The sequence below is a fragment of the Pseudoalteromonas aliena genome, from assembly GCF_038155085.1.
GTDB lineage: Bacteria > Pseudomonadota > Gammaproteobacteria > Enterobacterales > Alteromonadaceae > Pseudoalteromonas > Pseudoalteromonas aliena_A.
Genome location: NZ_JBAKAU010000011.1, coordinates 14,095 through 39,124, shown reverse-complemented (window position 1 = coordinate 39,124; position 25,030 = coordinate 14,095). Strand labels below are relative to the sequence as shown.

Here is a 25,030-nt window from a genome sequence, read left to right as displayed (position 1 = left end):
CTAGTTATTACTCGCTACTAGCTGCTCACTAATATCAAATACGGTGTAAGATAAAGTTAGCTCTTCTATATCGCTTGGTAATGCGGTATCGACATAAAAAAGTAGTTTAAACTCAAGTTCTTCCCCTGCTTTTAGTGGTTGCTGATCAAAGCAAAAACAGGCAATTTTATGTAAATACTTAGCCGCTTTACCGGGAGAAACCGAGGGCACAGCTTGCATTACTTTATCGAGGTTACTGTTATTTTTAGCGCTAAACATTACCTCACGCATAGCGCCGGGTTTAACAGCAACACTGTATTCTTTTGACTTAACAACAAATGGCGCGCCACTTTGCGCATGGGTTGTAAAACTCACCGCTACCTCGCGGTTTTGAGTTACTTGTGTACTTAGCTTTGCTTTCTCAAGCGATGGCTTACCATTTAGCCCTGTTACATCGCAAAATACGTCGTATAAGGGCACTAAGGCAAAAGCAAAAGCAAACATACCTATGCAAATAAGTACTAAGCGTTTAAGTAGCGGCGCGTGAGTCATTACTTAATTTCCGGTGGTGTAGAAAAGGTATGATACGGCGCTGGCGATTCAACTTCCCACTCTAAACCTTCGGCACCATCCCACACCTTTGCTGGTACTTTATCGCCACCACGGGCGCATTTAATTACCACGGCCACAAATAAAAGCTGCGATAAACCGAAGGCAAATCCACCAATACTTATAATGGCGTTAAAATCGGCAAACTGCAGCGCATAATCGGGAATACGTCTAGGCATACCTGCAAGCCCTACAAAGTGCATAGGAAAAAACAGTACGTTTACACTGACAAGCGATAGCCAAAAATGCCATTTGGCCAAGGTAATATTAAACATATTACCGGTCCATTTAGGCAGCCAGTAATAAGCACCCGCCATTATCGAAAAGATGGCCCCGGTTACTAATACATAGTGAAAATGCGCCACCACAAAGTACGTATCGTGATACTGAAAATCAGCAGGTGTAATGGCTAACATCAACCCAGAAAAGCCTCCTAAGGTAAACAGCACAATAAAGGCAATACTAAATAGCATGGGGACTTCAAAGCTAATTGAGCCTTTCCACATAGTGGCTACCCAGTTAAATACTTTTACTCCCGTTGGCACCGATATAAGCATCGTTGCGTACATAAAAAATAACTCGCCAGCCACCGGCATACCTGTGGTAAACATGTGGTGAGCCCATACAATAAAACTAAGTAGCGCAATGGATGAGGTGGCGTACACCATGGACGCATAACCAAATAGTTTTTTACGCGAAAAGGTAGGCACTATGGTCGATATAATGCCAAAAGCTGGCAAAATCATGATGTATACTTCAGGGTGACCAAAAAACCAAAATATGTGCTGAAACATCACCGGGTCGCCACCGCCGGCTGCATCAAAAAAGCTAGTAGCAAAGTATTTATCAGTGAGTACCATGGTCACAGCTCCCGCAAGTACAGGCATAACAGCAATTAATAAAAATGCAGTTATTAGCCATGTCCACACGAATAACGGAAGCTTCATCCATGTCATACCCGGGGCACGTAAATTAACTATGGTCACAATTACATTGATTGCCCCCATAATTGAGCTGATACCCATAATATGAACGGCAAATACAAACAACGCAGTATTATCGTTACTGTAAGTAGTTGAAAGTGGAGCGTAAAAAGTCCAGCCGAATGCAGGGCCACCGCCAGGCATAAATAAAGAAGACAGCAGGATTAAAAATGCGAAGGGTAATATCCAAAAGCTCCAGTTATTCATTCTTGGTAATGCCATATCTGGTGCGCCAATCATTAATGGCACCATCCAGTTAGCAAGGCCAGTAAAGGCTGGCATAACCGCACCAAATACCATAATCAAGCCATGTACAGTGGTCATTTGATTAAAAAAATGAGGCTCAACTAGCTGTAACCCAGGTTGGAATAATTCGGCCCTAATTACCATAGCCATAGCGCCGCCAATTAAAAACATAGTCAGCGAAAAAATTAAATATAAGCTGCCAATATCTTTATGATTGGTTGTATATAACCAGCGCTTAAAGCCTTTTGCAGGATGATGACCGTGGTGAGCTTCATTGGCGTTAGATTGTTCTACTATGCTACTCATTAGTTCGCCTCCCCATCAGCATCAAGTGCTGCCTGAATTTCACTAGGTTGAATTACATCACCCGTATCGTTACCCCACGCATTGCGTTTGTAAGTAATTACTGCTGCAAGTTGCTTTATTGATAACTGTTTAGCAAAAGCTTGCATTGCAGTACCAGGGCGGCCATGAATCACAACATCTATGTGATCTTTTATATCTCCCAGTACAATTGGGCTACCTTTAAGTGCAGGAAATACGCCTGGTAAGCCCATGCCCGTTGGCTGATGACACGCAGCGCAACTTGCCATATACACTTGCTCGCCTAAAGTCATTAACTCTTCTTTTGGTAGCGTTTTATCAAGCAGTGCTGCATCGGCTAATGCCGCTTTTTGCTTTGCTTGTTTTGCATCGGCAAGCCAAGCGTTAAAATCTTTTTGCGATTTAGCTTCAACCACCACTGGCATAAAACCATGATCTTTACCGCACAGCTCAGCGCACTGTCCTCGGTAAATACCTTCTTCGTTAATGTTGGTCCATGTTTCGTTTATAAAGCCGGGGTTGGCGTCTTTTTTAACAGCAAAATCAGGTACCCACCAAGAATGAATAACGTCATCTGAGGTCATTAAAAAACGCACTTTTTGATTAATTGGCAGCACTAATGGCTTATCAACTTCAAGCAAGTAATTTGGGTTTTTATCTGCAAGGTTGGCTATTTCATCTTGAGGGGTAGATAAAATAGAATAAAACGCGACGTCCTCTCCCATATATTCGTAATGCCACTTCCACTGCGAACCCGTAATTTTAATGGTTAAATCAGCTTTGCTGGCATCTTCCATTGCAATAAGTGTTTTAGTGGCAGGGATTACCATGGCAATTAAAATAACAAATGGAATTGCAGTCCAAAGTATTTCTACTTTAGTACTTTCATGAAATTGGGCAGGTATCGCCCCTTTAGATTTACGATGATGAATAAGTGCCCAAAACATAATGGCGAACACTATCACCCCAATCACACAACATATTAAAAATATGGTCATGTGTAGCTGATATACATTATTGCTTATATCGGTTACGCCTTTGCGCATATTGTATTGGCTATTTGCCATTACATGCTGCGAAAAAACAATCAATACAAGCCACACGGTAGAGGTCAGTTTACCCATGTGACGGCTCCTTTGATGCTATTGCGAGTGCAAAGCGAAGAGGCATACGGCTTAAACGCCTATTCGTTATTTTTATTATTTAACCAATCTTATTTGTGTAATTAATTGGTATAGCTGCACCAACAAAGGGTATGTATTGTGTGTGTGCTCAAAACTAAAAGTTGTGAGTTATTGTTGGTTCAGCACATTAATGATTAGCCAAAAAATATACAACAAGCAAGCTTTAGTACAAAAAACAACCTACTCGTATTTTGAAACTTGCCTTAATTAGACCAACATAAATACAATTTAATAATCAAAAAACGAGTAAAAATAGGGGGTGTATCACATAAAAGAAGAGTTAAGTGCGAGTGCAAAAAAGTTTACAGCTTAAATAACTATATAGCTGTTTTAGTATTGCTAAAAGGTGGGTTTTTAAAACCAAAATGCACACTAAAAAGTGCGCATTTATAAATTTACTATCTAATATAGGCTAGAAATTACATCCAATCGGCGTTTCTAATTACGCCTACTGCTAAGCCTTCAATATTAAAAGACTCATTTTCAAGGTCTACTTCTATTGGCGTAAACTCTTCGTTTTCGGCGTGTAATAATACTTTTCGGCCTGCTTTTTCTAAGCGTTTTACGGTTACATCTTCATCTACTCGTGCAACCACAACCTGTCCGTTTTCAGCTGTTTGAGTGCGATGTACAGCCAGTAAATCGCCATCCATAATACCAATATCTTTCATACTCATGCCATTTACACGAAGTAAAAAATCGGCGGCAGGTTTAAACATTAGAGGGTCTATTTTGCAATGGCTCTCAACATGTTCTTGCGCCAAAATAGGTGAGCCTGCAGCAACACGCCCAATAAGAGGTAAGCCTAATTGCTCTGGCTCTTCTTCTTCAATTAATTGAATGCCACGGCTTGCGCCTGGCTTCATCTTAATTACACCCTTTTTAGCAAGCGCTTTTAAGTGCTCTTCTGCTGCATTAGCACTTTTAAAACCTAATGTTTGCGCTATTTCGGCACGTGTAGGAGGCATACCAGTGTCTTTAATAAAAACTTTAATGAGTTCTAGTATTTGAGCTTGGCGTTTCGTTAATGGTCGCATACAACTGGTTTTCCATACAGTACATTTAACTGTGAGTATATACAGTTAAATAAAAATCGCAAATTTAAATTCTGCTTTAAAATAGCTAAACTAAAAGCATATGTGTACATTTTAGGTATTTATAAAATTCACATTTATAAAGTGCAATAAACTTGGTCTTAATTCAAAGGAGTAATTATGAGTATTTGGCACCAACCCATCACTTTAGAGCTTTGCAAACAGTTAGAGGAAGGCATTAACGGCCAAGGCACATTAATGAAAACCATGGGTATTGAAGTCACAGAAATTGGTGACGATTACCTAGTTGCTACTATGCCAGCAATTCCTGAGCATCATAATCCTATGGGTATGGTTCACGGTGGTGCAAATGTAGTACTTGCTGAAACAGTAGCAAGCTATGCTGCTAATTTTGTTGTCGATTTTACAAAGTTTTATTGTGTAGGGCAGGAAGTTAGCGCAAGCCATTTAAAAGCATCTCGCAATGGTACTTTAACTGCAACCGCTAGGGCTTTTCATATAGGTAAACGTAGTTCTGTGTGGGAAATAAAAATAACAAATAGCCGCAATGAGCTGTGCTGCGTATCAAAAATGACCGCAGCAGTGGTAGAGCGCAGATAATTACTTATTATTATTTTTCGATAGGATAAATAGTAATTTCCATACCTGCACCAATCGCAGATATACGTAGCAGTGTGTCTGCATGTAAGGCTTGGTTAAAGCATTTAGGCGACGTGCCCGATTCAAAGCCAATATCAAACGTTCTTCGCGAGCAGCTGAGCCATTGTTTAAGCGCATTACGTGAACACGACTCAATAAGCTCGCACAAATGGTTAATCGCTTTATCTGGTGTTGATATTTCACCTGAGGCTTCAATACGCGCAAGTTGACGATATTCGTCTTTATCATAATGCAAAACCGTCGCGTTTTTCTTTAAGTCTGCCACTAAGGCGCTAATATCATGCTTAGACTCAAGCTCTAGATCTACATTTAAAAATTGAATTTCCGACATTGTCTGCTTTTTACCCTCTTATAGTTTCATCGCAAACTTTAACGCAGTTTTACTTTTATACCAAATTAACAAAGCAGTAATCCTTGCTTTATCTTCATAAATACACTTTTTAACGCTTTTGGCACCTAACTTGCTCGTTTTAATTAAGCTGGCTTAATCGCTTAGTTTTACAATTAAACAATGAAATTAATACACACATTGTGTAAGTAACGATTTTTAAGGAGCATTAAAATGGTAGATCATGGTCCACAAATTAAAAACGACGATCAGTACGATGCACTTCGCGATGAAGGCATGAGTAAACAAAAAGCAGCACGTATTGCCAATAGTAATACCCACAAAACAGCTATTAAAGGCGGCAAAGCCTCTCAGTATGAGCAACGCACAAAAAAGCAGTTATACGATAAAGCAAAAGAAGTGTGTATTAGCGGGCGCTCTAAAATGAGCAAACAAGAGTTAATAAATGCACTGCGTGAAAGCTAAAATTAACTAAAATCTATTGATGCCATTAAAGCCTCATATTTATAAACTTATGAAAAACTGCGACAAAATGCCGCAGCAAAAGCATGGGAAGCTATAATAAACTAACGCTAAAAATAATAAGAAGATAAATATGAGCAAAAAAATATTTAAGCGTGCACGCAAATTACATAAGTGGCTGGGCTATTTACTTGCCTTACAAATTTTGGCTTGGCTTTTAGGTGGCCTAGTTATGAGCGCTATTCCACTTGACTATGTGCACGGCAAGCACCTTGCTAAGCGCACACTGATAAACCCATTTACACAAGCAGACTACCCTGCATCACTCGATAATATTACTTCACAAGTGGCTAATCCCACTCAAATAACATTTGAAAATTTTTTAACTACTCCCCTTATTACTGTTATCAATAATACCGAGCAGCAGAGCTTTAATGGTTTAACGGGTCGCCCTTTTGAACCACCCACTAAAATACAAATAACAGCGAATGCACAAGCTCATTTACTCATCGACGCTAAACCAGTAAGTACCACACTTTTAAAACAAGGGACTCGAGAGGTTGGATACAAAACAAATGTATGGCAAGTACAATTTAACGACACCTTAAATACCACGCTGTATTTAAATGCAATTAACGGCAAAGTAATTACTGTTCGCAGCACTCTATGGCGTATATTCGACTTTTTTTGGATGCTGCACATAATGGATTACGACGAGCGAGAAGATTTTAACAACCCGTTACTAATCAGCTTTGCAGCCACCAGCGTGCTATTTTGCTTATGCGGCATGTTGCTACTTTTGCAAAATTTAAGGCTTAAAAGGATTTTTAAATAGGTTTATATTTTAATTTCAAGGCTTTAAACTATCGACTCCTGTAGTTCACGTATGTGATGGATATGCTTAAATTTATTTTAGCCTTTGTGGCTTGTTGTATTTGTTTTTCGGCATCGAGTGAAGAATTCACCCGTTTTTCAACGGCTAAAAGGCACTTAATTAAAACCCTACCTAATAACGCCAAAAGCCTCTACTGCGGCTGCGACATTAAAAAACAAGGTAAAAAACTAGTGCCAGATCCAACGGGTTGTGGTTATGTGCCTCGTAATACATTTACCCGCTCAGGCAAAGTAAACCAGCGCGCTTTACGTATTGAATGGGAGCACATAGTGCCCGCATGGGAATTTGGCCACCAGCTACAATGCTGGCAAAATGGTGGGCGTAAAAACTGCCGTAAGGTCAGTGCTAAATTTAGGAAAATGGAAGCCGACATACACAACTTAGCCCCCGCTATTGGCGAAATTAACGCAGATCGCTCTAACTATCGCTTTGGTATGCTTAGCGAAAACGCCACACAATATGGCCGCTGCGAAGTAAAAGTTAACTTTAAACAACGCGTAGTAGAGCCACCATTTTATGCCCGTAAACGCATTGCCGACACCTACGCTTATATGCAAAAAACATACGGTTTAAAAATATCTGATAAACAAAAAAAGCTATTTAATGCATGGAAGAAACAGGCGTTTGTGGATAAAAGCAACTCAAAAAAACTATAAGCTTTATATACTAATTACATTAACAAGCTCAAAGGTGTTGAATAAATGGGTAAGTGTTGTAAGCTTTAAACAACTTATTTACAAAAAGTACTTAACATGCTTAAAAATAATAAAATATCACTAGCCATAATTACAGTACTGTTAGGCTCTTCTTTAGTTGGTTGTGGAGGTGGCAGCACCATGGATACCACTACAACGCCTTTATTTACACCACCTGTTAGTGACGAACCAACGTGGACTGCAGGTGAGTTTGAGCCATCTGATGACTTAAAGAATTTTTGTGAAACACCACGCACTGGCAATGACCCATTTAACAACAACACCCCTTATCCAGACCAAGCAGGCTCAGATCTGTACGAAAAACTTTGGCTTCGCTCTTGGAGTGATGAAACCTACCTTTGGTACGATGAAATTGCTGATAATGACCCTGAAGACTTTGCTACAGTAGCCGATTACTTTGCTCAATTAAAAACAGAGCAGCTTACCGATTCAGGTGCAAAAAAAGATAACTTTCACTTTTCAGAACCCACTGAGGATTATTTTCAAGAAGCGCAGTCTGGCGTTACTTCTGGTTACGGTATAAATTGGGCATTTATTGGTGATCCTGCTGATCGAGTATTACGCATTGCTTACCTTGAAGATGACTCACCTGCAAGCAGTATCGGCTTTCAACGTGGTGATACTGTACTTTCAGTCGATAGCATTAGCATTAATACTATTACTGAAACGGGTATTGATACACTTAACGAAGGCTTATTTAGCCCAGAAAATGGTGACTCGCATACAATTGCTGTACGCAGCAATGACGGAACGGAAAAAACATTTAACATAACAGCTGGTAACATTGAGCAAACACCTGTTCAAAACGTTAAAACGATTACAACCGAAAATGGTTCAAGCGTGGGTTATATGCAGTTTAATAGCCACATAAGCATTGCCCAAGAAGGACTTATTAATGCGGTCAATAAGTTTAAAACCGATGGTATTGATGAGCTTGTAATAGACTTTAGATACAACGGTGGTGGTTTGTTGGCGCTATCAGCGCAATTGGCTTATATGGTTGCTGGTAATGCTAACGTTAACAACCGTTTTTATTATCAAACCCAGCAAAACGATAAACAACCCGTTGATTCGCCTTTTCCATTTATTGATGAAGAAATTGACTATTCTACTTTTCTTAGCACCGGTGAAAGCCTACCCGATTTAAACCTGTCCAAGATTTATGTGCTAAGTACATCCGGTACCTGTTCGGCATCAGAAGCTTTTATTAATGGCTTAAAAGGTATAGATGCCGAAGTTATTTTAATTGGCGACACAACCTGCGGCAAGCCCTACGGCTTTACCCCAACACATAACTGCGCAACAACCTACTACACTATTCAATTTAGCGGTGTAAATAGCAAAGGGTTTGGCGAGTATGCTGCGGGTTTTACACCAACGCCTACACCACAATTTGATGCAGACGTACAAGGCTGTAAAATTGAGGACGACTTTGATCATCAATTAGGCGACAGTAACGAGGCTCTTTTAGCTACTGCATTATTCCATATTGAAAATGATAGTTGCCCAGTAAGAACAGCTGCTGCAAAAGCAGAACCAGCTACTTTTTCAAGCTCTCGTGAATCTCTCATTCCTTTAAATATGCCTGAACAATTTACCCAGCGTAATATGGACTTAACTTGGCCAACACTGAGTGAGGAGAGGTAATGGCTAAATTATTACTCCCATTAGCTACTTTACTCGCTTTAGGCGGGTGCCAAAATGTAAATAGTGAGCCCGCTAAACCCGCTATATTAACAAGCGTTAATCCCGCTATTATTACAACTCTACAGCAGGCAATTCAACAAGCTAAAGGAGGCGCATTAGTAACACTTTCTGATTCAGTGTTTACTAAACGTAGCGAACTGCTAATTGACCATGCAATGAGTAAAGGACCTGATGGCACAGCGATTATGGGCGCGCATAATATAAAGTCTGAAAAGTTTATTTTGCAAATACGTAATAACCAATGCGAGCTTTATTACCCAAAAAATGGGCTTACGATTGTACTTGAAGATGTAAACTGCAAAGAGTTATAAAGCGCTTTTTTGACGCTTATAAATTAGTGAAGAAGGCGCACAGCATATCGCTACGCGCCTTTTCTATTTTAAAACATGATTACAAGTCTTGATGCGGTCCAAACACTTCATAATGAATCCGCTCGTTTTTAACACTTAGCTCAAGTAACTGGTTTTTTATAAACGCCATAAAACCAGTAGGACCACATAAATAAAAGTCGCCATTACTCAATGGGAGCTTTGCTTGCACTGCATTTAGGTTCATTAACCCAGTAAAATCAGCGCCCTCTGTCGCTTGATTAAACCACGTTATTGTTTGCAAGTGGTTATTCTGCGCTGTTAGATCATTTAAATATTTTGAAAACGAGTGCTGCTGAGTATTTTCGCAGGCATGTAAATACATAATCTCTTGATTAGAATTATCACTTAATAACGTTTCAAGCATAGCCAGCATTGGCGTTTGCCCAACACCTGCTGAAATGAGTACCGCTGGGTTTGTGTTATTGCGTAAAAAGAAGTCTCCTGCCGGCGGGTATAACTCAACAATAGTGCCTTGCTCTAATGAGTGTAAATAATTAGACACCATGCCAGGCTTTGGCTGTAGCTCTTTTTTAACACTAATACGGTAGTTTTTAGCGTTACTTTTTTGCGAAATAGAATACTGGCGAATTTCTTCATATTTGGCGCCCTCTGGCTTAACTTTAATACCTAAATACTGCCCTGGTTTATGTGTAATAACAGCTTCGCCATCAACTGGCGTAAGTGTAAAGCTCGTTACTAGTTCTGATTCAGCCTGTTTGTTGGTTATTTCAAATTGGCGAGTTCCCGCCCAACCACCGTGTTTATTTTTACTGTGCTCATACAAAGCAGCTTCTTCGGTTATACAAATATCAGCAAGTACGCCGTAAGCTTCGCGCCAAGCGTATTCAACATCGGGAGTAAATTGCTCAGGAATAAGCTCTTTTAAAGTACCAATTAAATGCGCACCTACAATAGGGTAATGCTCAGGTAAAATATTCAAGCTTGTATGCTTATGATTAATACGTGTTAGCGCTTCTTTTAATACGGCTAAATTATCAATATTTTGTGCATACGCAGCCAATGCATTAAAAAGTGCAAATTGCTGACGACCTGTATCTTGATTCGCCATATTAAAAATATTTTTAAGCTCAGGATTATGGCTAAATAAACGCTTATAAAAATGATCAGTAACAACCGTACCCGCCTGCGCTAATAACGGAACAGTACTTTTTACGATCTCAATGGTTTTATCAGATAACATATGTGTTTTCCTATGGGTAAACTAACCACGGCGCCCATCAACACGACGCCGCGTTAATATAGGTGTGCAGTGAATTAAAAATAATGAAAAAGCCACTAACCAAAGCAAAGCACTTATTTGCCAAGCAAGGTGGGGCCCAATAATAAAAGGGAGTAATGAACGAGTAATGGCGGCCACGAGCAAAAACGCAAAAGCAACAGTCATGTAATGAGGAATAGCGAGTGTACGCCCTGTATGACCATGCGATACACGCGTCATCATTGCTAAAATCATCATACCTATTGTGCCAATAGTGATTAAGTGCAGCGCATCTTTAAATTGTATTGCACTGCTATAAAAGCTTATTGCCACCAGCATCAAACCAACACCTAGAGCAAGGTACGAAAAATGCAAAGACCATAACAAAGGTACTCTCAATACCTTGCTATCCCACCAACAACCAGCCCTGAACAGATGAAGCACAGCAACCGTTGCAACAACCAACGCAGGATTAATCGTGTTCAAAAACAACTTGTCGATAAAAAATAAAGTGATAGCCACAATAGATAAATACATCACCGCTTTATCTATTTTAGGAGTGCGAACTTGCTCGGTTAAACCCAGACCTTTAGCGGTAAAAAATGGTAAAACGCGACCCGCAACAATGCCAACTAGTAAAGTAATAACCAGTACTGCGGTATCAACCACACCAAGTGCAAGTTGCATGTTTTTCTGTAAAATGAGTATTAAATACAATACATTGAGCCCACAAAGCACAGCTAAAATAGCTAAAAATGGATAGTTACTTTTGCTATTGGCTTTTAATAACATATTAGCCAACGCGGCTATGGCGCCTAACCACCAAATAACTTGTAATGTAAGTGCAGCATATAAATTAAAATGAGCAATATCAGGCAGTACTACAAAAAATGCTAAGCGTGCTGCAAGCCATATAAACGCAAGCCACATAAGAGCTTTGCCACTTATGCTCGCTACACCTGTCCATGTTTGTGCAGCGGTAAGTAAAAAGCCAACAGCTACAACTCCCGCAAAGCCAAACAGCATTTCGTGCGCGTGCCATAATGTAGCGGGTATCGATAAGTGCCAACTTGCATGGCCTGTTAAAATAAGTAGCCAATACCCCACCGAAAAAAACGCTAATAAACCATCACCCAAAAAGAAAGGCCTAAAAGCAAGCATCCATAACGGCCATTGAGATACTTGATGAATAGCAACGCGTGCTGGCATTGGCTCAGTTAAGTTTATAGGGCGCATTATCGTACCTCCTGCCCTAAACCATACTGATCAAAAAAGTTTTCAGCGTACGCTAGTGCCTCATTCAGTGAACTAAACTGTGTTTGATTATTTAAATTATTCAGTATTAGAGTGTGCATGGCGATCTCTGTAACTAACTACGTTACTTAGCTATTACACATACCGTGCCAATATATTTATTCATTAAATTCAAACAGTTAAATAAAGCCACTTTACACTATGAGTCTTTATGACCTACTATAAATTGAGTCATAAAAACACAAAAAGGTCATTTTGACATGAATCAGCAATTCAACCTTACACAAGTTGCTTTAGAACTTGCGCAAAGTACACTCCACGAGCATAGCTTTGATCAATTACTAGCAACGGTTGAGCGGGTGATTCCTAGCAATGCAAGTGCGTTATTAGTGCTTCAGGGCGAGCAATTAAAACCACTGGCCATTAAAGGGTTAATGCCCGACAGTCTTGGCAGACGATTCAAAATAGTAGAACACCCTCGCCTAGAAGCTATTTGCAAAAGTACACTCGCGCTACAATTTGCACACGACTGCCCACTACCTGATCCATACGACGGATTACTATTAGCTAAAACCGGTGATATACCAGTGCACGCATGTTTAGGCTTACCTCTTTATGATAAAAATTCACTACTTGGTGTACTTACGTTTGATAGCCTTAACGCCAATGCATTTAACAACATAAGCGCAGATACACTCAACACCTTACAAACGCTGTGTAGTGCGCACTTTAAAACAGCTTTAGAGCTTGCCCATTACAAACAGCATGTACAGCATTCAAGTGCATTAGTACAAGAACTAAATCGTGAAGCGTTAACACGGGACGGCTGTGAAATTATTGGTCAAAGTCCGCTAATGCTAACACTTAAAAACGAAATTAACCTCGTTGCAGCATCTAACTTTAGCGTGCTTATATTAGGTGAAACAGGAGTAGGCAAAGAGCTTGTAGCACGCAACATTCACTTAAATTCACCTAGAAAAGACCAGCCACTTATTCATTTAAATTGTGCATCCCTTCCAGAAAACCTTGCCGAAAGTGAATTTTTTGGTCATGCGAAAGGCGCTTTTACAGGCGCACAAAATTCGCGCCAAGGTAAATTTCAATTAGCTGATGGCGGCACGTTATTTTTAGATGAAATTGGCGAGCTGCCCCTAGCCATGCAAAGTAAACTATTACGAGTGCTGCAAAGTGGTGAAATACAAACTGTAGGTGAAGACACGCCAAAATACGTAGATGTGCGCGTCGTTGCCGCAACCAACAGAAATTTAAAAGAAGAAGTAGCTCAAGGTCGCTTTAGAGCCGATTTATACCATCGCCTCAGTGTCTACCCTATTACTGTGCCACCTCTTAGTAAACGCGAGCACGACATAACACTCTTGGCCGGTTATTTTATTGAGCAAACAGCCCGTAAATTAGGGATAAAACAATTAAAACTAAGCCCCGAAGCGCAAACATCGCTTAATCAGTACAGCTGGCCAGGTAACGTTCGCGAGCTTGAACATGTCATTGGCCGCAGCGCCCTAAAAGCGAAACAAAGCCAATGGCAAAATCCGATAATAACCATTACAAGCGAGCACTGTGATTTAACACCGAGTGTGCCGAAAGACTCTCTAGCAGCGAGCCAAATTACAGCCAACACCTTAATCAACCAATCTTTAAGGCAAGCTGTAGAATCGTTGCAATACAACATAATTACTGAGCAATTAAAACAGCATAACTACAACTGGTCAGCAGCAGCAAGAGTGCTTGAGTTAGATAGAGCTAACTTAGTACGCTTGGCTAAACGCCTAGGGATAGAAGTTAAAAAAACACTATAATCATTTAAAACATAGCTAAAATGCCGCTAATACCAATCTGCTTATATATGGGCTCTATTTAACGTTAAGAAAATTACGCTAGAACTAGGCAAAAATTTTTGTATCTAGTTGTTCTAAATAAAAAATTTTTAACGACGTTATAGTGAAATTTAATTCGTTAAATTGATCAAAGATTTATTGCAGGTTGGTATAAAACTATTGGTTAGCAGCTAACTTACTAAAATGCGTTTTTAGCAATCCTGCAAAAGCTTGTACTTTAGCAGTGCGATGCACTAAGTGATGCGTGACTAACCATACATCGGTAGGCCAGCTTAACTCACTGTGTAATATAGGCACTAAATCAAGATATTGCGCCGCTACGTCATGCTGCAATCCGCCAATACCTAGCCCTTTAATTATTGCACGAGTCGCTTCTGCGGTTTCAGATACTCGCAGCTTTATTTGCGATGCGGGAATATATTCATCAGCCCACGCAAAATAAGGCACGCGGGCATTAAAACCTGCCACACCCGATACAAAATTATGCTGTTGTAAATCACTTAATAATTTAGGCATGCCGTATTTATTAATATAACGTTTATTAGCGTATAAGCCCGATGAAAGCTGCGCCAAATGCTGAGCAATATAATCGCCTTCATCAGGTCTTGGGCCTGCACGCACTGCAATATGTGCTTGTCCGTGATCGAGCCTTAGCCTTTTTTGTTCTAAAATAACTTCTAACTGCACCTGCGGGTGTAACGCTTGAAACTGCTCACATACATCACCAAGTACATCCATAAAACCACTTACTGTAGTTAATAATAAACTCCCTCTAAGGGTGCTATCGGCCGCTGCTATATCGTTATGTAACTGCTCTAAGGAGCTATGAATCGTTTGTGCTGTTGCAAATAACTTGGTGCCAATTTCAGTAACCTTATAACCACGAGCATGACGATGAAAAAGCCGTGCATTTAAGTTTTTTTCAAGGTTATTAATTCTTCTAAGCACTGTGCTGTGGTGCACATTAAGCTCCTCGGCGGCGGCTGTTAGCGTGCCTAAACGTGCCACTTCAAACGCAACTTTAACGTCTTGCCAATCTTCAAATTTAATCGCCATGCTACCTACCTTTAACTTATGTGCATATATGCACACAAGTGTTGCGTTTATTGGGGTTTTCTACAAGCCAAATTTTGCTACATTAGCCATGAAAATTAAAACATTAAAAGGCCACTATCATGTCAGCACCAAAAATTATCGCTCTAGCAGGAAGCCTTCGCCAAGAAAGCTTTAATCAAAAAATTATTAATGAAGCAGCACGTTTTGCTCTACAAACAGGTGCTGAAGTAGAAGTAATAAAACTAAACGAATTAAACATCCCACTATTTAACGAAGATATAGAAGCGCAAGGTACACCAACCGATGTACAGCTTTTAAAAGACAAGCTACGTAAAGCCGACGGTATTTTACTAGCAAGCCCAGAGTACAACGGCTCTATTACCGCAGCACTAAAAAACGCCATTGATTGGGCATCGCGCACAGAACAAGGTGCTGTTCCTGCTTTTCGTAATAGAGTGGTCGCTTTGTTTGCAGCATCGCCAGGTGGGCTTGGCGGATTACGAGGTTTAAATCATGTGCGTGATATATTAAGCGGCATTGGTTCGTTAGTGCTTGCCGATCAGCTTGCTGTACCCGCTGTACACACTTTGTTTGATGAAAATGGGCAAATAAATGAACCTGTAACGGCTGAAAAAGTATCTGCCCTTGCTCATCAATTAGTAAGCGTTGCAAGTAAGTTAAAATAACTTGCACGCCCGCTTACTTACTTTGTCGCCGCTATTTTTGCGGCGATAAAATCGGTATGCGTTACATATAAAAGCCCTGCGACTTTACGTATTACGTAGTCTTCTTGGGGATCTATTTCTCCATCGGCATACGCTAAGCGCCATAATAGCTCTATTATTTCTATTCTCTGTACCGCGCTGCAATGCTCATTAATCTGTTTTGAAAACTGAAAGTAATCTATCGCACCATCCAAACTACTCGCCGCATTAGTGGTGAGCTCATCAACTTCGATATCTGTTAAATTAAAGTACTTTTTTAAGGTTACAGTCAGGGTTTGTTGTTCATCATGTTCAAGCTTGGTGTCGGCACGCATTACTTCAATAAGCAATGCAGCCACAGCTGTTTTTAAATCGTGTGGCTCTATACTTGGCTCTTGATCATCGAATACTGCAAAAAGCTGTTTTATTTGTTTGAACATCACGTTATCCCTTTTTGGGTGTTAGACTGAATATAAAGAAATCGAACTTGTATGAGTAATTAATGGGTATTAAGTTCGCAAATTAAAGGATAGATTTTTATGAAGGGCTTATACACACCACACTTACTTGCTGGCGCTGCAGTGCTAGCCTTTTATAGTATAGGGACCGCCTTTGCAGAAGTAGGTAAAAAAGAAAAGTCATATGACTTTGATAATAAAGTGCACTATTACCAAACAAAAATTGGCGAAGACAACTATAAAATAGAAATACAATCAGACGATTACAAGCATTTTGCTAATCAAAGTATGTTTTTACTGCGCCACGCAGACAGATTATGCCGCGGCAGAACCTTTATGTTAAAAGTGCTTGAAGGCGTGCAAGAGTACGAACGTTTTCCTACCAAACCACGCGCTTATCAACCACCATTAAATGTTTTACTACAATGCGATACCCCAAAGAAAAAGGCAAAATAACACATTGTGCTATTACCTAAATAAGGTAAGCAAAAAAAACAACCTGTTTTATTGCCCATAACCCCAAGGCGCCGCTGGTGGAGTAATTGGTTTAGTTAAATCAAAGTCCACCTTAAACTCTCGCCCTTGGCGAATTAACCGATACGTAAATACCTCAGGGTAAATATACATTTGCCATGTATTACCCGCAGATTGCTCAATACCTTGTGCTACAAATAATTCTTTTGAATATTGATCAGCAGGAAACGACTGCATTTGCGCAAAACCCGCATCAAGAGTATGACCGCCATACATAGTTGAAGCATCGTCAGTACCATCTTCATGGCGGTGATCGTGCTTTAAACTCAAACCACTGCCCGTTTTAGTAATGATCCACGTACGTGATGCATCATCACCTACATGAAATGGCACTTGCAGCTCGCTATCAGTACATTTACGTACATGCATAATTAGTTTTTTATTATCAAATGAGCTTGGGCCTTTTGCGTTATCTACGCTTACTTTACCCTCAAACGCTTTACCACAATGCGCTGCAATATTATTAAAAAACGCATCATGTGTTGGTATAGATACCAAAGGCGCAGGGCGCGCGATAGCCGCTGATGAGGCAAGTAATAACGTTGCTGCCGTTAATAATTTCATAAAGTACTCTTATAATAGTTTTTTAATACCATAGCGGTTTAAGCTAAAAATGGGAAATAGCTGCGACAAGTGGCTTTTCTGATCTATTTTTCATTAGTATTAAAAGTGAATGATGAAAGTCTTGAAAAATTACCTCACCCCATATTCGCGAATAAACACCAAAATTTGTATTATCTTGCACGGTTGTTTTTAAAGTTAAAATAGTATTTCCGCTTTTATCTTCACTTAACTCATACCCACCGTATAGAGGTGAAAAGTATTCACCGCCTAGTTTTACGTGTTTATCGAGTGCGTCATCGGGAATGGCATCAGGGTCTATCTCAAATCTATAAAGCATCTGTTTATTTGGTTGCCAATCCGTAATAACTTCTTTAAATATAACCCCTTTTTGCCAAGTACTTATGCGAACAGCACCTATACCGCTTGCATTCATACTTGCCTTTAATGGCTTTGGCACACCTATTAATTGGGTAAGCGAAAATGGTAACTCTTGTGGTTTTATTGTGCTTACATTTGCAAGCTGCTGCCACACACGGTTTATAGGCGCTTCAATAATTATAGAGTTAGTGACTTCGTACGTTTTTGATAAGTGTAAATAACTCACCTCAATAGGTGAGAGCAGTACAGGGAGCAAAACTATTGAAAGTAAAGAACGGTTAGCATTTTTTGTTTGACGATTCTTAATAAAGCCTGCCAGTAAACCGCCAATACTTGCAAAGAGCATAAAAGCAGGCAAAGCCATGGCCACACAAATACTGCCTTCAAGTAACGTAATAACACTTACAAGTAAAAAAACAAAAATTGGCTGCCAAGCAATCGTGACCATTTGCCTTTTAGTTAATGTTTTTGATTCATTGTACTCAAAGTGAATACGAATATAACCAATAGCAACAGGCACTAAAAACATAAATGATATAGAAACAAGGCTACCTAAATTATAAGCATTGAATAGCTCTATAAACAGCCGCATAAATATGCCATAAAGCGTACCAAGTAAAATACCAATTGATTTAGGGGAGTTGAGTTGCATCTCTATTCTTTATTGTTGTTATTAAAAATCTGAAAGTAACAGAAGTATTATTCCACCACAAATAAAACGAAAGTAGCAGCTCCTGCAAACAAATAGCTTGAAATAAAACGGCTTTAACAACCACTAAGACTAAAGGATAATAACCTTCCGTTAACACGATACTATTAGAAAAATAGTGCTCTTCCCCTCAATAAAAAATACAAGCGCTTGATTTGTAGTAACTTTTAATCACCTCCTGTAATTTCAGAATTTTTAGTGTAAAGCTGTTTTTTAAATTAACTGTATTAAAAATAATCATGCACGACCTTTTGCCTATACATAGCAGCCTAAAAGCTGATCTACCCTGCATGTTCAATATTCATTTGCTTTAACAAAAGCCGTATTTATTTGATTAAGCAACAATGTTGCAGGAGAACGCATGCAAACTACACCACCCGGTGATGCACCATCAAACACGCACAAGAATACTCAAAGCTACGAGCAGCTTCACAAACCGAGTTCAGAGTTTAATACTCGCGACGAGTATCTCGAACATGAATTACAAATTATGCAGCCTAAGCGCTGGCGGCCTAATTTACCATTTAGAGACTACCGCTTTGAATTTGAAGACATGATACCAGCCATGGCGGGCACCATTGGTAAAGTCGTTATGGTGGGCGCTATTGCGGCAACATTTGCAGCGCCACTCGGTTTAAGCGATGCGTTTGTTTTAGAAAACGTACGCTATGAATTACTCATTGTTTCTATTTTCATTATTTTGTTTTCGGGCTTTATTCTACCCACGGCTAACTTAGCCGGTACTCACGGCCCACTTATTCCTCTTATTCCTATTGTGGTTGCCGCTGGCGGACACCCTATGGCATTTGGCTTGCTCATTGGTGCCTTTGGCTTTATTTTGGCGATAACCAAAGGAGGGAGTTTGCTGGCACGCTTAACCAGTAAAGGGGTGTGCGGAGGCTTGCTCATATACTTAGGCTTTATTGGCACTATTTCGCAGGTTAAAAAGCTGTTTGCATGGGCTGAGGCCATTGATATGGCGCACATTGCATTTATTGTTATTTTGGCGACCATTTTACTGTATGCGTTACTTGAGCATTTTAAAAAGCGCTGGTTAGCTGTACCGCTTAGCTGCCTCATTGGCGGTGTGGTTGCATTTGCACTCGGTGCCCCATTTGAATTTCATACAGCACCGGGCTTACCAAATATGAACCCAGCTTATTGGTGGGGCGAAAATACAGGCTGGATGCTTGGCCTACCGACGCTTGAAAGTTTTGTGGTTGTACTGCCGTTTGCGGTACTGGCTGTAGCTATGTGGTCACCGGATTTTTTAGGGCACCAAGTTTTTCAAAAAATTAGTTACCCACAACGTACTGAAAAAGTACAAATGAACATAGACGACACCATGCTAAGTGCATCGGTTAGGCAAACCTTTGGCTCGCTTGCCGGTGGTGCTAACTTTACCTCATCGTGGGGAACCTACATTGTCCCTGCCGCTATTGCTAAACGCCCTATTCCGGCAGGCGCCATTTTAACAGCCGTATTTTGTATTATTGCGGGTTTATGGGGCTACCCGATGGATTTAGCCATTTGGCAACCCGTGCTGTGTGTTGCACTTATTGTTGGTGTGTTTATTCCGCTGCTTGAGGCAGGTATGGAAATGACACGCGAAGGTAAAACAACGCAATCGGCCGCAATTGTGGTATTTGCCTCAAGCTTGGTTAACCCTGCGTTTGGTTGGTCACTGACTATGCTGCTTGATAACTTAGGCTTAATTGGCTGTAAAGAGCGCAGTGCTAATTTAACTAAAATGAGCCGCTGGGTTATTCCGCTCATTATGTTTGTGGTTTTAACCACAGTAATGGCTATTGTTGGTATGCTGCCAGGCATACCTGCGCTAATGGCAGATTTTAGACACTAATAATTAGAAGAGTTAAACATAAAAAAGCGCGGCTTATATACTCAGCCGCGCTTTGTTTTCATATGTAATTAATTGCTTTTCGTTACTGCCAAGGGCGCTCAGCTGCAAGTTGTTTTTCAAACGTATCTATTTGTGGGTTTAGCGTTTCGGTCACACCAATAAAATCTAAGCCACTTAATAAACGCTCTTTTACGTCTTTACGAATATCAAAACTAATTGGCGCAAATTTATCGCTTGTTAGTGTTTGGTTTTCAAGATCGATTTGAATGTTTATATCGTCGTGCTGCTCGCTAAGTACAAACAATTGCTCAAGCGTGTCGGCTGGTAGCGCAATGGCTAGCATTTGGTTGTTACCACAGTTATTAAAGAAAATATCAGCAAAGCTTTCTGCTAAAATCACTTCAAAACCATATTGCTTAAGTGCCCACGGTGCATGCTCACGTGATGAGCCACAACCAAAGTTGTCGCGCGTTAATAATATTTGCGCACCTTGGTAGCACGGGCGGTTTAAAATAAAATCAGGGTTTGGTTCGCCGTTTTCTAGGTAACGCCAATCGTAAAACAGTGCTGCATCAAAACCATCACGGCTGGTTGATGTTAAAAACTGCTTAGGAATAATTTGGTCTGTATCTACATTGTTTTTATCAAGTGGGGCCATTAAGCCACTAAAAAATACGCTCATTAGGCTTCTCCTCTTATATCAACAAAGTGACCATGTATTGCAGCAGCGGCTGCCATTGCAGGGCTCACTAAATGCGTACGCCCGCCACGGCCTTGGCGGCCTTCAAAGTTACGGTTAGACGTAGATGCACAGCGTTTTCCTGCTTCTAAACGGTCATCGTTCATTGCTAAACACATTGAACAACCCGGCTCGCGCCATTCAAAACCTGCCGCTTTAAAAATATCGGCTAAGCCTTCGTCCTCTGCTTGCTTTTTAACAAGGCCAGAGCCCGGTACAATTAACGCTTCTATGCCAGCTACAACTTGCTTACCTTCAACAATTTTTGCCGCTGCACGTAAATCTTCAATACGGCTATTAGTGCACGAACCAATAAAAACTGTATCTACTTTTGCACTTGATAATTTATCGCCTGCTTTTAAGTCCATGTATTTAAGTGCACTGCGTATAGCGTCGGCTTTAATTAAATCAGGTTCTTGGTCTGGATCTGGAATGCATTCATCAACGCCAATTACTTGCTCTGGGCTTGTCCCCCACGTAATTTGCGGCTGAATGTCGTTAGCTTCAAGCTCAACACTCAAGTCAAACTCAGCGCCTTCATCTGTTTTTAAGGTTTCCCAGTATTCAACTGCGGCGTCAAAGTCAGCTCCTTTTGGTGCAAATGGGCGGCCTTTTAAGTAATCATAGGTAATTTTATCTGGCGCTATTAAACCTGCTTTAGCACCCATTTCAATGCTCATGTTACATAGCGTCATACGGGCTTCCATTGAAAGTGCTTCAATGCCTTCACCGCAAAATTCAGCAACATAACCTGTGCCACCAGCAGTACCTAACTTACCAATAACCGCCATAATTAAATCTTTAGAGGTTACCGTTGGGCGAAGCACACCGTTAATTTGAATTTTTAGCGACTTTGCCTTTTTTTGCTGTAGCGTTTGCGTTGCTAATACGTGCTCAACCTCAGACGTACCAATACCGTGCGCTAATGCGCCAAACGCACCATGCGTAGAGGTATGACTATCACCACATACAATGGTAGTGCCAGGTAGGGTAATACCTTGTTCAGGCCCCATTACATGCACTATGCCTTGGTTAATTGAATTTAAGTCGTAAAGTACAATGCCAAATTCTTTACAGTTTGCATCTAGCGCCATTAACTGGTTTTTAGATACTTCACTAGCGGCATCAAGTGATCGGCTTTTAGTCGATACATTATGATCCATCGTTGCAAAAGTTTTTTCAGGACAACGCACCGTACGGTTTTTTTCACGTAGGCCTGCAAAAGCCTGTGGTGATGTCACCTCATGCACTAAATGACGGTCAATATAAAGTAAATCAGTTTGCTCGTTTATGCTGGCAACGGTATGTGCTTGCCAAATTTTGTCGTATAACGTTTGGGCCACTTGCTAATTCCCTACTCTGTTACGTCGCAGCATAACGGTGCTGCGGCTTTAATAATTAAATACGTGAAACGATGGCTGCTGCCACATCGCTTGTGCTGTATCCACCTTGTGGGTAGATATCTGGCGTACCAACGCCTGCTTCAACGGCTTCGGCTACGGCTTTTTCAATAGTGCGTGCTGCTTCGTCTTGCCCTAATGAGTAGCGTAGCATAAGTGCGGCACTTAAAATTTGCGCAATAGGGTTTGCAACACCTTTGCCTGCAATATCAGGGGCTGAGCCACCAGCTGGCTCGTACAAACCAAAGCCCGATTGATTCAAGCTTGCCGAAGGTAATAAGCCCATTGAGCCTGTGATCATTGCACACTCATCTGACAAAATATCACCAAATAAGTTATCGCAAAGTAGTACGTCAAACTGGCTAGGCTGTTTAACTAACTGCATCGCTGCGTTATCTACGTATATGTAATCTAGGCTTACTTCTGGGTAGTCTTTGCTTACTTCGGTAACTACTTCACGCCATAATACGCTTGATGCTAATACGTTTGCTTTATCTACCGAGGTTACGTGGTTACTGCGTAATTTTGCCGCTTCAAAAGCAAAACGAGCAATGCGTTCAATTTCTTTACGCGAGTATGTTTGCGTATCAAAAGCAGCTTCTTCAGCGCCTTCGCCGCTACGGCCTTTTTCACCAAAGTAAATGCCGCCAGTAAGTTCGCGCACACATAAAATGTCAAAGCCTTTTTCGCTAATATCTGCACGCAATGGCGATGCAGCGCTAAGTGCTGGTAAAAGTTGTGCTGGGCGTAAGTTACAAAACAAACCAAAGTGCTTACGAAGCGGTAAAAGCGATGCACGCTCAGGTTGCTCGTTGGGTGGTAGGTTTTCCCATTTTGGGCCACCTACTGAGCCAAATAAAATGGCATCGGCGTTTTCACACGCGCTTAGCGTTTTTGGTGGTAATGCTTCACCAAATTCATCAATGGCTGCGCCACCAATGGCATGATGCTGACGGTTCAGGGTAAAACCAAACTTATTGCTTACAGCATCAAGCACTTGCTCTGCTGCTGCCATTACTTCTGGGCCAATTCCGTCGCCAGCTAATACTGCAACGCTGTAGTTTGTTTTACTCATCCTGCTTTCCTTTGTTGTTTTAAATCAGACACTTTTTGTGCACGATAAATTAAGTTGTAAACACGGATCATGGCGCGTACCGACGCCTCTACCACATCCGCAGCAATACCCACACCGTGATAAGGGCGGCCATCGTATTTAGCAATAATGTTTACTTGACCAAGCGAGCTTGCGCCTTGGCCAGTGGCTTCTAAGTTGTATTCAATCATTTCAACGCTCATACCTGTTAAGCGCTCAATTGCTGCAAACGACGCTTCAACAGGGCCATTACCTGTGGCTGCTTCTTGCTTTGCTTCGCCATCAATTAACATCCCAATGGTAGAGCTGGCTACCGACTGCGAGTTAGACGCTGAGTTTACAAACTCTAATTGGTATTTTTCGTCTTTGTCGTTAATTTGATTAAAGTAAATCATGGCTTCAAGGTCGTAATCGTATACGGTGCCTTTTTGATCAGCTAACGCTAAAAAGCTCTCGTATAAGCTGTCCATGTCGTAATCAGCTTTTTGGTAACCTAACTCTTCTAAGCGGTGCTCAATAACATGACGACCCGAACGCGAAGTCATATTTAATTGGTTATTTGGCACACCGACGCTTTCTGGCGACATAATCTCATAAGTATTTTGCGCTTTTAATACGCCATCTTGGTGAATGCCCGAGCTATGTGCAAAGGCGTTTTCGCCCACAATGGCTTTATTTGGCTGTACCGGCATATTACATATTTTTGCCACTTGGCGAGATGCGCGATAAATTTCTTCGCTTTTAATATCGGTGTGTACGTTTAAGTGGTCTTTGCGCATTTTCATGATCATCGCCACTTCTTCAAGCGAACAGTTACCCGCACGCTCACCAATACCATTTATTGTACATTCTATTTGGCGAGCACCCGCTTGTACCGCAGCTACCGAGTTAGCCACAGCTAAACCTAAATCGTTGTGGCAATGCACACTTAAGCGAGCTTTATCAATATTTGGCACGTTATTCATTAAGTGGCGGATCATCGCAGCGTATTCGTCTGGCGTTACAAAGCCAACGGTATCGGGTAAGTTAATAGTAGAGGCACCCGCATTAATTGCCTGCTCAACAATTTTACATAAATCCCAATGCGGCGTGCGCCCAGCATCTTCACACGAAAACTCAACATCATCTGTGTAGTTACGCGCTAATTTAATTGATTTAACCGCCATGGCCGTTGCATCATCTAGGCTCATGCGTAATTTGTGTTCAAGGTGCAAAGGGCTTGTGGCAATAAAAGTATGAATACGGCTTTGCTGTGCTGTGCGAAGTGCTTCGCCACAGGCTTCAATGTCTTTAGCAACAGAGCGTGCTAAACCACAAATAATCGGGCCTTTTACCTCGGTTGCAATACGTTGCACCGAGCGAAAATCAGCAGGGCTCGAAACCGGAAAACCCACTTCCATCACATCAACATTCAAGCGGCTAATAGTATGCGCTAACTGAATTTTATCGTCTTCTGTAAGGCTTGCTTTAAGTGCCTGCTCGCCATCACGTAAGGTGGTATCAAAAATCCATACTTTATCTTTGTCTTGCATAACTGCCCCTCATTCCTCTATTACCCAAATTTCAATTTATCCCAGCCGCGAGATAAAAAAAACCCCGCAATTGCGGGGTTTTTAATGTTTAACTCGATGCAAACACACTAATCCCCGCTCACTGACCATAGCA

25 protein-coding genes are annotated in these 25,030 nt (G+C 40.9%); 10 read left to right on the top strand and 15 right to left on the bottom strand.

Annotation, left to right across the window (positions count from 1 at the left end; genetic code table 11):
- The 4 genes from V6260_RS11825 to lexA all read right to left on the bottom strand — a co-directional run bounded on the left by V6260_RS11825 (window position 1) and on the right by lexA (window position 4,362).
- Window positions 1-531 (bottom strand): cytochrome c oxidase assembly protein, encoded by a 531-nt coding sequence (locus V6260_RS11825; protein ID WP_211017886.1) that lies wholly within the window; start codon window positions 529-531, stop codon window positions 1-3.
- A complete protein-coding gene (gene ctaD / locus V6260_RS11820; RefSeq protein ID WP_341594273.1) occupies window positions 531-2,123 on the bottom strand; it encodes a cytochrome c oxidase subunit I in 1,593 nt (530 codons plus the stop codon). The genes V6260_RS11825 and ctaD overlap by 1 nt, the downstream gene beginning before the upstream one ends.
- Window positions 2,123-3,265, bottom strand: a complete 1,143-nt coding sequence (gene coxB / locus V6260_RS11815; protein ID WP_341594271.1) for a cytochrome c oxidase subunit II — start codon at window positions 3,263-3,265, stop codon at window positions 2,123-2,125. The genes ctaD and coxB overlap by 1 nt, the downstream gene beginning before the upstream one ends.
- A 479-nt stretch (window positions 3,266-3,744) precedes the next feature.
- Window positions 3,745-4,362: a transcriptional repressor LexA gene (gene lexA, locus V6260_RS11810; protein WP_058547954.1), complete on the bottom strand. Its 618-nt coding sequence runs from the start codon at window positions 4,360-4,362 to the stop codon at window positions 3,745-3,747.
- Window positions 4,363-4,539: 177 nt separating this feature from the next.
- Between lexA and V6260_RS11805 the strand changes: the two genes are divergently transcribed.
- Entirely contained in the window at window positions 4,540-4,980 is a 441-nt protein-coding gene (locus V6260_RS11805; RefSeq protein ID WP_341594270.1) for a PaaI family thioesterase, read from the top strand.
- 10 nt (window positions 4,981-4,990) lie between these two features.
- On the opposite strand, the gene V6260_RS11800 is transcribed toward V6260_RS11805, so the two are convergent.
- Window positions 4,991-5,371 (bottom strand): hypothetical protein, encoded by a 381-nt coding sequence (locus tag V6260_RS11800; protein ID WP_058547956.1) that lies wholly within the window; start codon window positions 5,369-5,371, stop codon window positions 4,991-4,993.
- A gap of 231 nt (window positions 5,372-5,602) precedes the next feature.
- Here V6260_RS11800 and V6260_RS11795 point away from each other — a divergent pair, with 231 nt between their 5' ends.
- The 5 genes from V6260_RS11795 (at window position 5,603) to V6260_RS11775 (ending at window position 9,480) form a co-directional block, all read left to right on the top strand.
- Window positions 5,603-5,854: a DUF7218 family protein gene (locus tag V6260_RS11795; protein WP_341594269.1), complete on the top strand. Its 252-nt coding sequence runs from the start codon at window positions 5,603-5,605 to the stop codon at window positions 5,852-5,854.
- A gap of 130 nt (window positions 5,855-5,984) precedes the next feature.
- The gene (locus V6260_RS11790; RefSeq protein ID WP_341594267.1) at window positions 5,985-6,686 is read left to right on the top strand and encodes a hypothetical protein; all 702 of its coding nucleotides are present in this window, start codon (window positions 5,985-5,987) and stop codon (window positions 6,684-6,686) included.
- 56 nt (window positions 6,687-6,742) lie between these two features.
- Window positions 6,743-7,402 carry an endonuclease gene (locus V6260_RS11785; protein ID WP_341594266.1) on the top strand — a complete coding sequence of 220 codons (660 nt, stop codon included), beginning with the start codon at window positions 6,743-6,745 and terminating at the stop codon, window positions 7,400-7,402.
- A gap of 96 nt (window positions 7,403-7,498) precedes the next feature.
- Complete coding sequence (locus tag V6260_RS11780; protein ID WP_341594264.1) at window positions 7,499-9,109, top strand: S41 family peptidase; 1,611 nt, start codon at window positions 7,499-7,501, stop codon at window positions 9,107-9,109.
- The gene (locus V6260_RS11775; protein WP_341594263.1) at window positions 9,109-9,480 is read left to right on the top strand and encodes a hypothetical protein; all 372 of its coding nucleotides are present in this window, start codon (window positions 9,109-9,111) and stop codon (window positions 9,478-9,480) included. The genes V6260_RS11780 and V6260_RS11775 overlap by 1 nt, the downstream gene beginning before the upstream one ends.
- Window positions 9,481-9,559: 79 nt before the next feature.
- Here the strand turns inward: V6260_RS11775 and hmpA are convergent, their stop codons facing one another.
- Window positions 9,560-10,741, bottom strand: a complete 1,182-nt coding sequence (hmpA, locus tag V6260_RS11770) for an NO-inducible flavohemoprotein (RefSeq protein ID WP_341594262.1) — start codon at window positions 10,739-10,741, stop codon at window positions 9,560-9,562.
- Window positions 10,742-10,762: 21 nt separating this feature from the next.
- Window positions 10,763-11,995, bottom strand: coding sequence for an NnrS family protein (locus V6260_RS11765; RefSeq protein WP_341594261.1), 1,233 nt, complete (start codon window positions 11,993-11,995; stop codon window positions 10,763-10,765).
- Window positions 11,996-12,273: 278 nt separating this feature from the next.
- Between V6260_RS11765 and norR the strand changes: the two genes are divergently transcribed.
- Window positions 12,274-13,830: a nitric oxide reductase transcriptional regulator NorR gene (gene norR / locus V6260_RS11760; RefSeq protein ID WP_341594259.1), complete on the top strand. Its 1,557-nt coding sequence runs from the start codon at window positions 12,274-12,276 to the stop codon at window positions 13,828-13,830.
- Window positions 13,831-14,025: 195 nt separating this feature from the next.
- Here norR and V6260_RS11755 read toward each other — a convergent pair whose 3' ends face one another.
- Window positions 14,026-14,925 (bottom strand): LysR family transcriptional regulator, encoded by a 900-nt coding sequence (locus tag V6260_RS11755; RefSeq protein ID WP_341594257.1) that lies wholly within the window; start codon window positions 14,923-14,925, stop codon window positions 14,026-14,028.
- Window positions 14,926-15,044: 119 nt separating this feature from the next.
- Between V6260_RS11755 and V6260_RS11750 the strand changes: the two genes are divergently transcribed.
- A complete protein-coding gene (locus tag V6260_RS11750; RefSeq protein WP_341594255.1) occupies window positions 15,045-15,611 on the top strand; it encodes an NAD(P)H-dependent oxidoreductase in 567 nt (188 codons plus the stop codon).
- A 17-nt stretch (window positions 15,612-15,628) separates the two neighbouring features.
- Here the strand turns inward: V6260_RS11750 and V6260_RS11745 are convergent, their stop codons facing one another.
- A complete protein-coding gene (locus tag V6260_RS11745) occupies window positions 15,629-16,069 on the bottom strand; it encodes a TerB family tellurite resistance protein (protein ID WP_007376383.1) in 441 nt (146 codons plus the stop codon).
- 99 nt (window positions 16,070-16,168) lie between these two features.
- Here V6260_RS11745 and V6260_RS11740 point away from each other — a divergent pair, with 99 nt between their 5' ends.
- The gene (locus V6260_RS11740) at window positions 16,169-16,543 is read left to right on the top strand and encodes a hypothetical protein (RefSeq protein ID WP_341594253.1); all 375 of its coding nucleotides are present in this window, start codon (window positions 16,169-16,171) and stop codon (window positions 16,541-16,543) included.
- A 48-nt stretch (window positions 16,544-16,591) separates the two neighbouring features.
- Here the strand turns inward: V6260_RS11740 and V6260_RS11735 are convergent, their stop codons facing one another.
- Both V6260_RS11735 and V6260_RS11730 read right to left on the bottom strand, forming a co-directional pair.
- Complete coding sequence (locus tag V6260_RS11735) at window positions 16,592-17,185, bottom strand: hypothetical protein (RefSeq protein WP_341594251.1); 594 nt, start codon at window positions 17,183-17,185, stop codon at window positions 16,592-16,594.
- A gap of 43 nt (window positions 17,186-17,228) precedes the next feature.
- A complete protein-coding gene (locus V6260_RS11730) occupies window positions 17,229-18,215 on the bottom strand; it encodes a hypothetical protein (RefSeq protein WP_341594250.1) in 987 nt (328 codons plus the stop codon).
- Between the two features lie 418 nt (window positions 18,216-18,633).
- On the opposite strand from V6260_RS11730, the gene V6260_RS11725 reads away from it, so the two are divergent.
- A complete protein-coding gene (locus V6260_RS11725) occupies window positions 18,634-20,133 on the top strand; it encodes a DUF3360 family protein (protein WP_341594249.1) in 1,500 nt (499 codons plus the stop codon).
- Between the two features lie 82 nt (window positions 20,134-20,215).
- On the opposite strand, the gene leuD is transcribed toward V6260_RS11725, so the two are convergent.
- The 4 genes from leuD to leuA are packed head-to-tail and all read right to left on the bottom strand — an operon-like array spanning window position 20,216 to window position 24,897.
- Complete coding sequence (gene leuD / locus V6260_RS11720; protein ID WP_096042466.1) at window positions 20,216-20,815, bottom strand: 3-isopropylmalate dehydratase small subunit; 600 nt, start codon at window positions 20,813-20,815, stop codon at window positions 20,216-20,218.
- Window positions 20,815-22,215 carry a 3-isopropylmalate dehydratase large subunit gene (leuC, locus tag V6260_RS11715; protein WP_341594248.1) on the bottom strand — a complete coding sequence of 467 codons (1,401 nt, stop codon included), beginning with the start codon at window positions 22,213-22,215 and terminating at the stop codon, window positions 20,815-20,817. Before leuC ends, leuD begins: the two co-directional genes overlap by 1 nt.
- A gap of 55 nt (window positions 22,216-22,270) precedes the next feature.
- Window positions 22,271-23,347: a 3-isopropylmalate dehydrogenase gene (leuB, locus tag V6260_RS11710; RefSeq protein ID WP_004589388.1), complete on the bottom strand. Its 1,077-nt coding sequence runs from the start codon at window positions 23,345-23,347 to the stop codon at window positions 22,271-22,273.
- The gene (gene leuA / locus V6260_RS11705) at window positions 23,344-24,897 is read right to left on the bottom strand and encodes a 2-isopropylmalate synthase (RefSeq protein WP_341594247.1); all 1,554 of its coding nucleotides are present in this window, start codon (window positions 24,895-24,897) and stop codon (window positions 23,344-23,346) included. Before leuA ends, leuB begins: the two co-directional genes overlap by 4 nt.
- Window positions 24,898-25,030: the final 133 nt, after the last annotated feature.

What these genes read in the sequence shown, in the direction of transcription:
- V6260_RS11825 (WP_211017886.1), bottom strand. Translation starts at nt 531, where the DNA reads ATGACTCACGCGCCGCTACTTAAACGCTTAGTACTTATTTGCATAGGT.
- ctaD (WP_341594273.1), bottom strand. Translation starts at nt 2,123, where the DNA reads ATGAGTAGCATAGTAGAACAATCTAACGCCAATGAAGCTCACCACGGT.
- coxB (WP_341594271.1), bottom strand. Translation starts at nt 3,265, where the DNA reads ATGGGTAAACTGACCTCTACCGTGTGGCTTGTATTGATTGTTTTTTCG.
- lexA (WP_058547954.1), bottom strand. Translation starts at nt 4,362, where the DNA reads ATGCGACCATTAACGAAACGCCAAGCTCAAATACTAGAACTCATTAAA.
- V6260_RS11805 (WP_341594270.1), top strand. Translation starts at nt 4,540, where the DNA reads ATGAGTATTTGGCACCAACCCATCACTTTAGAGCTTTGCAAACAGTTA.
- V6260_RS11800 (WP_058547956.1), bottom strand. Translation starts at nt 5,371, where the DNA reads ATGTCGGAAATTCAATTTTTAAATGTAGATCTAGAGCTTGAGTCTAAG.
- V6260_RS11795 (WP_341594269.1), top strand. Translation starts at nt 5,603, where the DNA reads ATGGTAGATCATGGTCCACAAATTAAAAACGACGATCAGTACGATGCA.
- V6260_RS11790 (WP_341594267.1), top strand. Translation starts at nt 5,985, where the DNA reads ATGAGCAAAAAAATATTTAAGCGTGCACGCAAATTACATAAGTGGCTG.
- V6260_RS11785 (WP_341594266.1), top strand. Translation starts at nt 6,743, where the DNA reads ATGGATATGCTTAAATTTATTTTAGCCTTTGTGGCTTGTTGTATTTGT.
- V6260_RS11780 (WP_341594264.1), top strand. Translation starts at nt 7,499, where the DNA reads ATGCTTAAAAATAATAAAATATCACTAGCCATAATTACAGTACTGTTA.
- V6260_RS11775 (WP_341594263.1), top strand. Translation starts at nt 9,109, where the DNA reads ATGGCTAAATTATTACTCCCATTAGCTACTTTACTCGCTTTAGGCGGG.
- hmpA (WP_341594262.1), bottom strand. Translation starts at nt 10,741, where the DNA reads ATGTTATCTGATAAAACCATTGAGATCGTAAAAAGTACTGTTCCGTTA.
- V6260_RS11765 (WP_341594261.1), bottom strand. Translation starts at nt 11,995, where the DNA reads ATGCGCCCTATAAACTTAACTGAGCCAATGCCAGCACGCGTTGCTATT.
- norR (WP_341594259.1), top strand. Translation starts at nt 12,274, where the DNA reads ATGAATCAGCAATTCAACCTTACACAAGTTGCTTTAGAACTTGCGCAA.
- V6260_RS11755 (WP_341594257.1), bottom strand. Translation starts at nt 14,925, where the DNA reads ATGGCGATTAAATTTGAAGATTGGCAAGACGTTAAAGTTGCGTTTGAA.
- V6260_RS11750 (WP_341594255.1), top strand. Translation starts at nt 15,045, where the DNA reads ATGTCAGCACCAAAAATTATCGCTCTAGCAGGAAGCCTTCGCCAAGAA.
- V6260_RS11745 (WP_007376383.1), bottom strand. Translation starts at nt 16,069, where the DNA reads ATGTTCAAACAAATAAAACAGCTTTTTGCAGTATTCGATGATCAAGAG.
- V6260_RS11740 (WP_341594253.1), top strand. Translation starts at nt 16,169, where the DNA reads ATGAAGGGCTTATACACACCACACTTACTTGCTGGCGCTGCAGTGCTA.
- V6260_RS11735 (WP_341594251.1), bottom strand. Translation starts at nt 17,185, where the DNA reads ATGAAATTATTAACGGCAGCAACGTTATTACTTGCCTCATCAGCGGCT.
- V6260_RS11730 (WP_341594250.1), bottom strand. Translation starts at nt 18,215, where the DNA reads ATGCAACTCAACTCCCCTAAATCAATTGGTATTTTACTTGGTACGCTT.
- V6260_RS11725 (WP_341594249.1), top strand. Translation starts at nt 18,634, where the DNA reads ATGCAAACTACACCACCCGGTGATGCACCATCAAACACGCACAAGAAT.
- leuD (WP_096042466.1), bottom strand. Translation starts at nt 20,815, where the DNA reads ATGAGCGTATTTTTTAGTGGCTTAATGGCCCCACTTGATAAAAACAAT.
- leuB (WP_004589388.1), bottom strand. Translation starts at nt 23,347, where the DNA reads ATGAGTAAAACAAACTACAGCGTTGCAGTATTAGCTGGCGACGGAATT.
- leuA (WP_341594247.1), bottom strand. Translation starts at nt 24,897, where the DNA reads ATGCAAGACAAAGATAAAGTATGGATTTTTGATACCACCTTACGTGAT.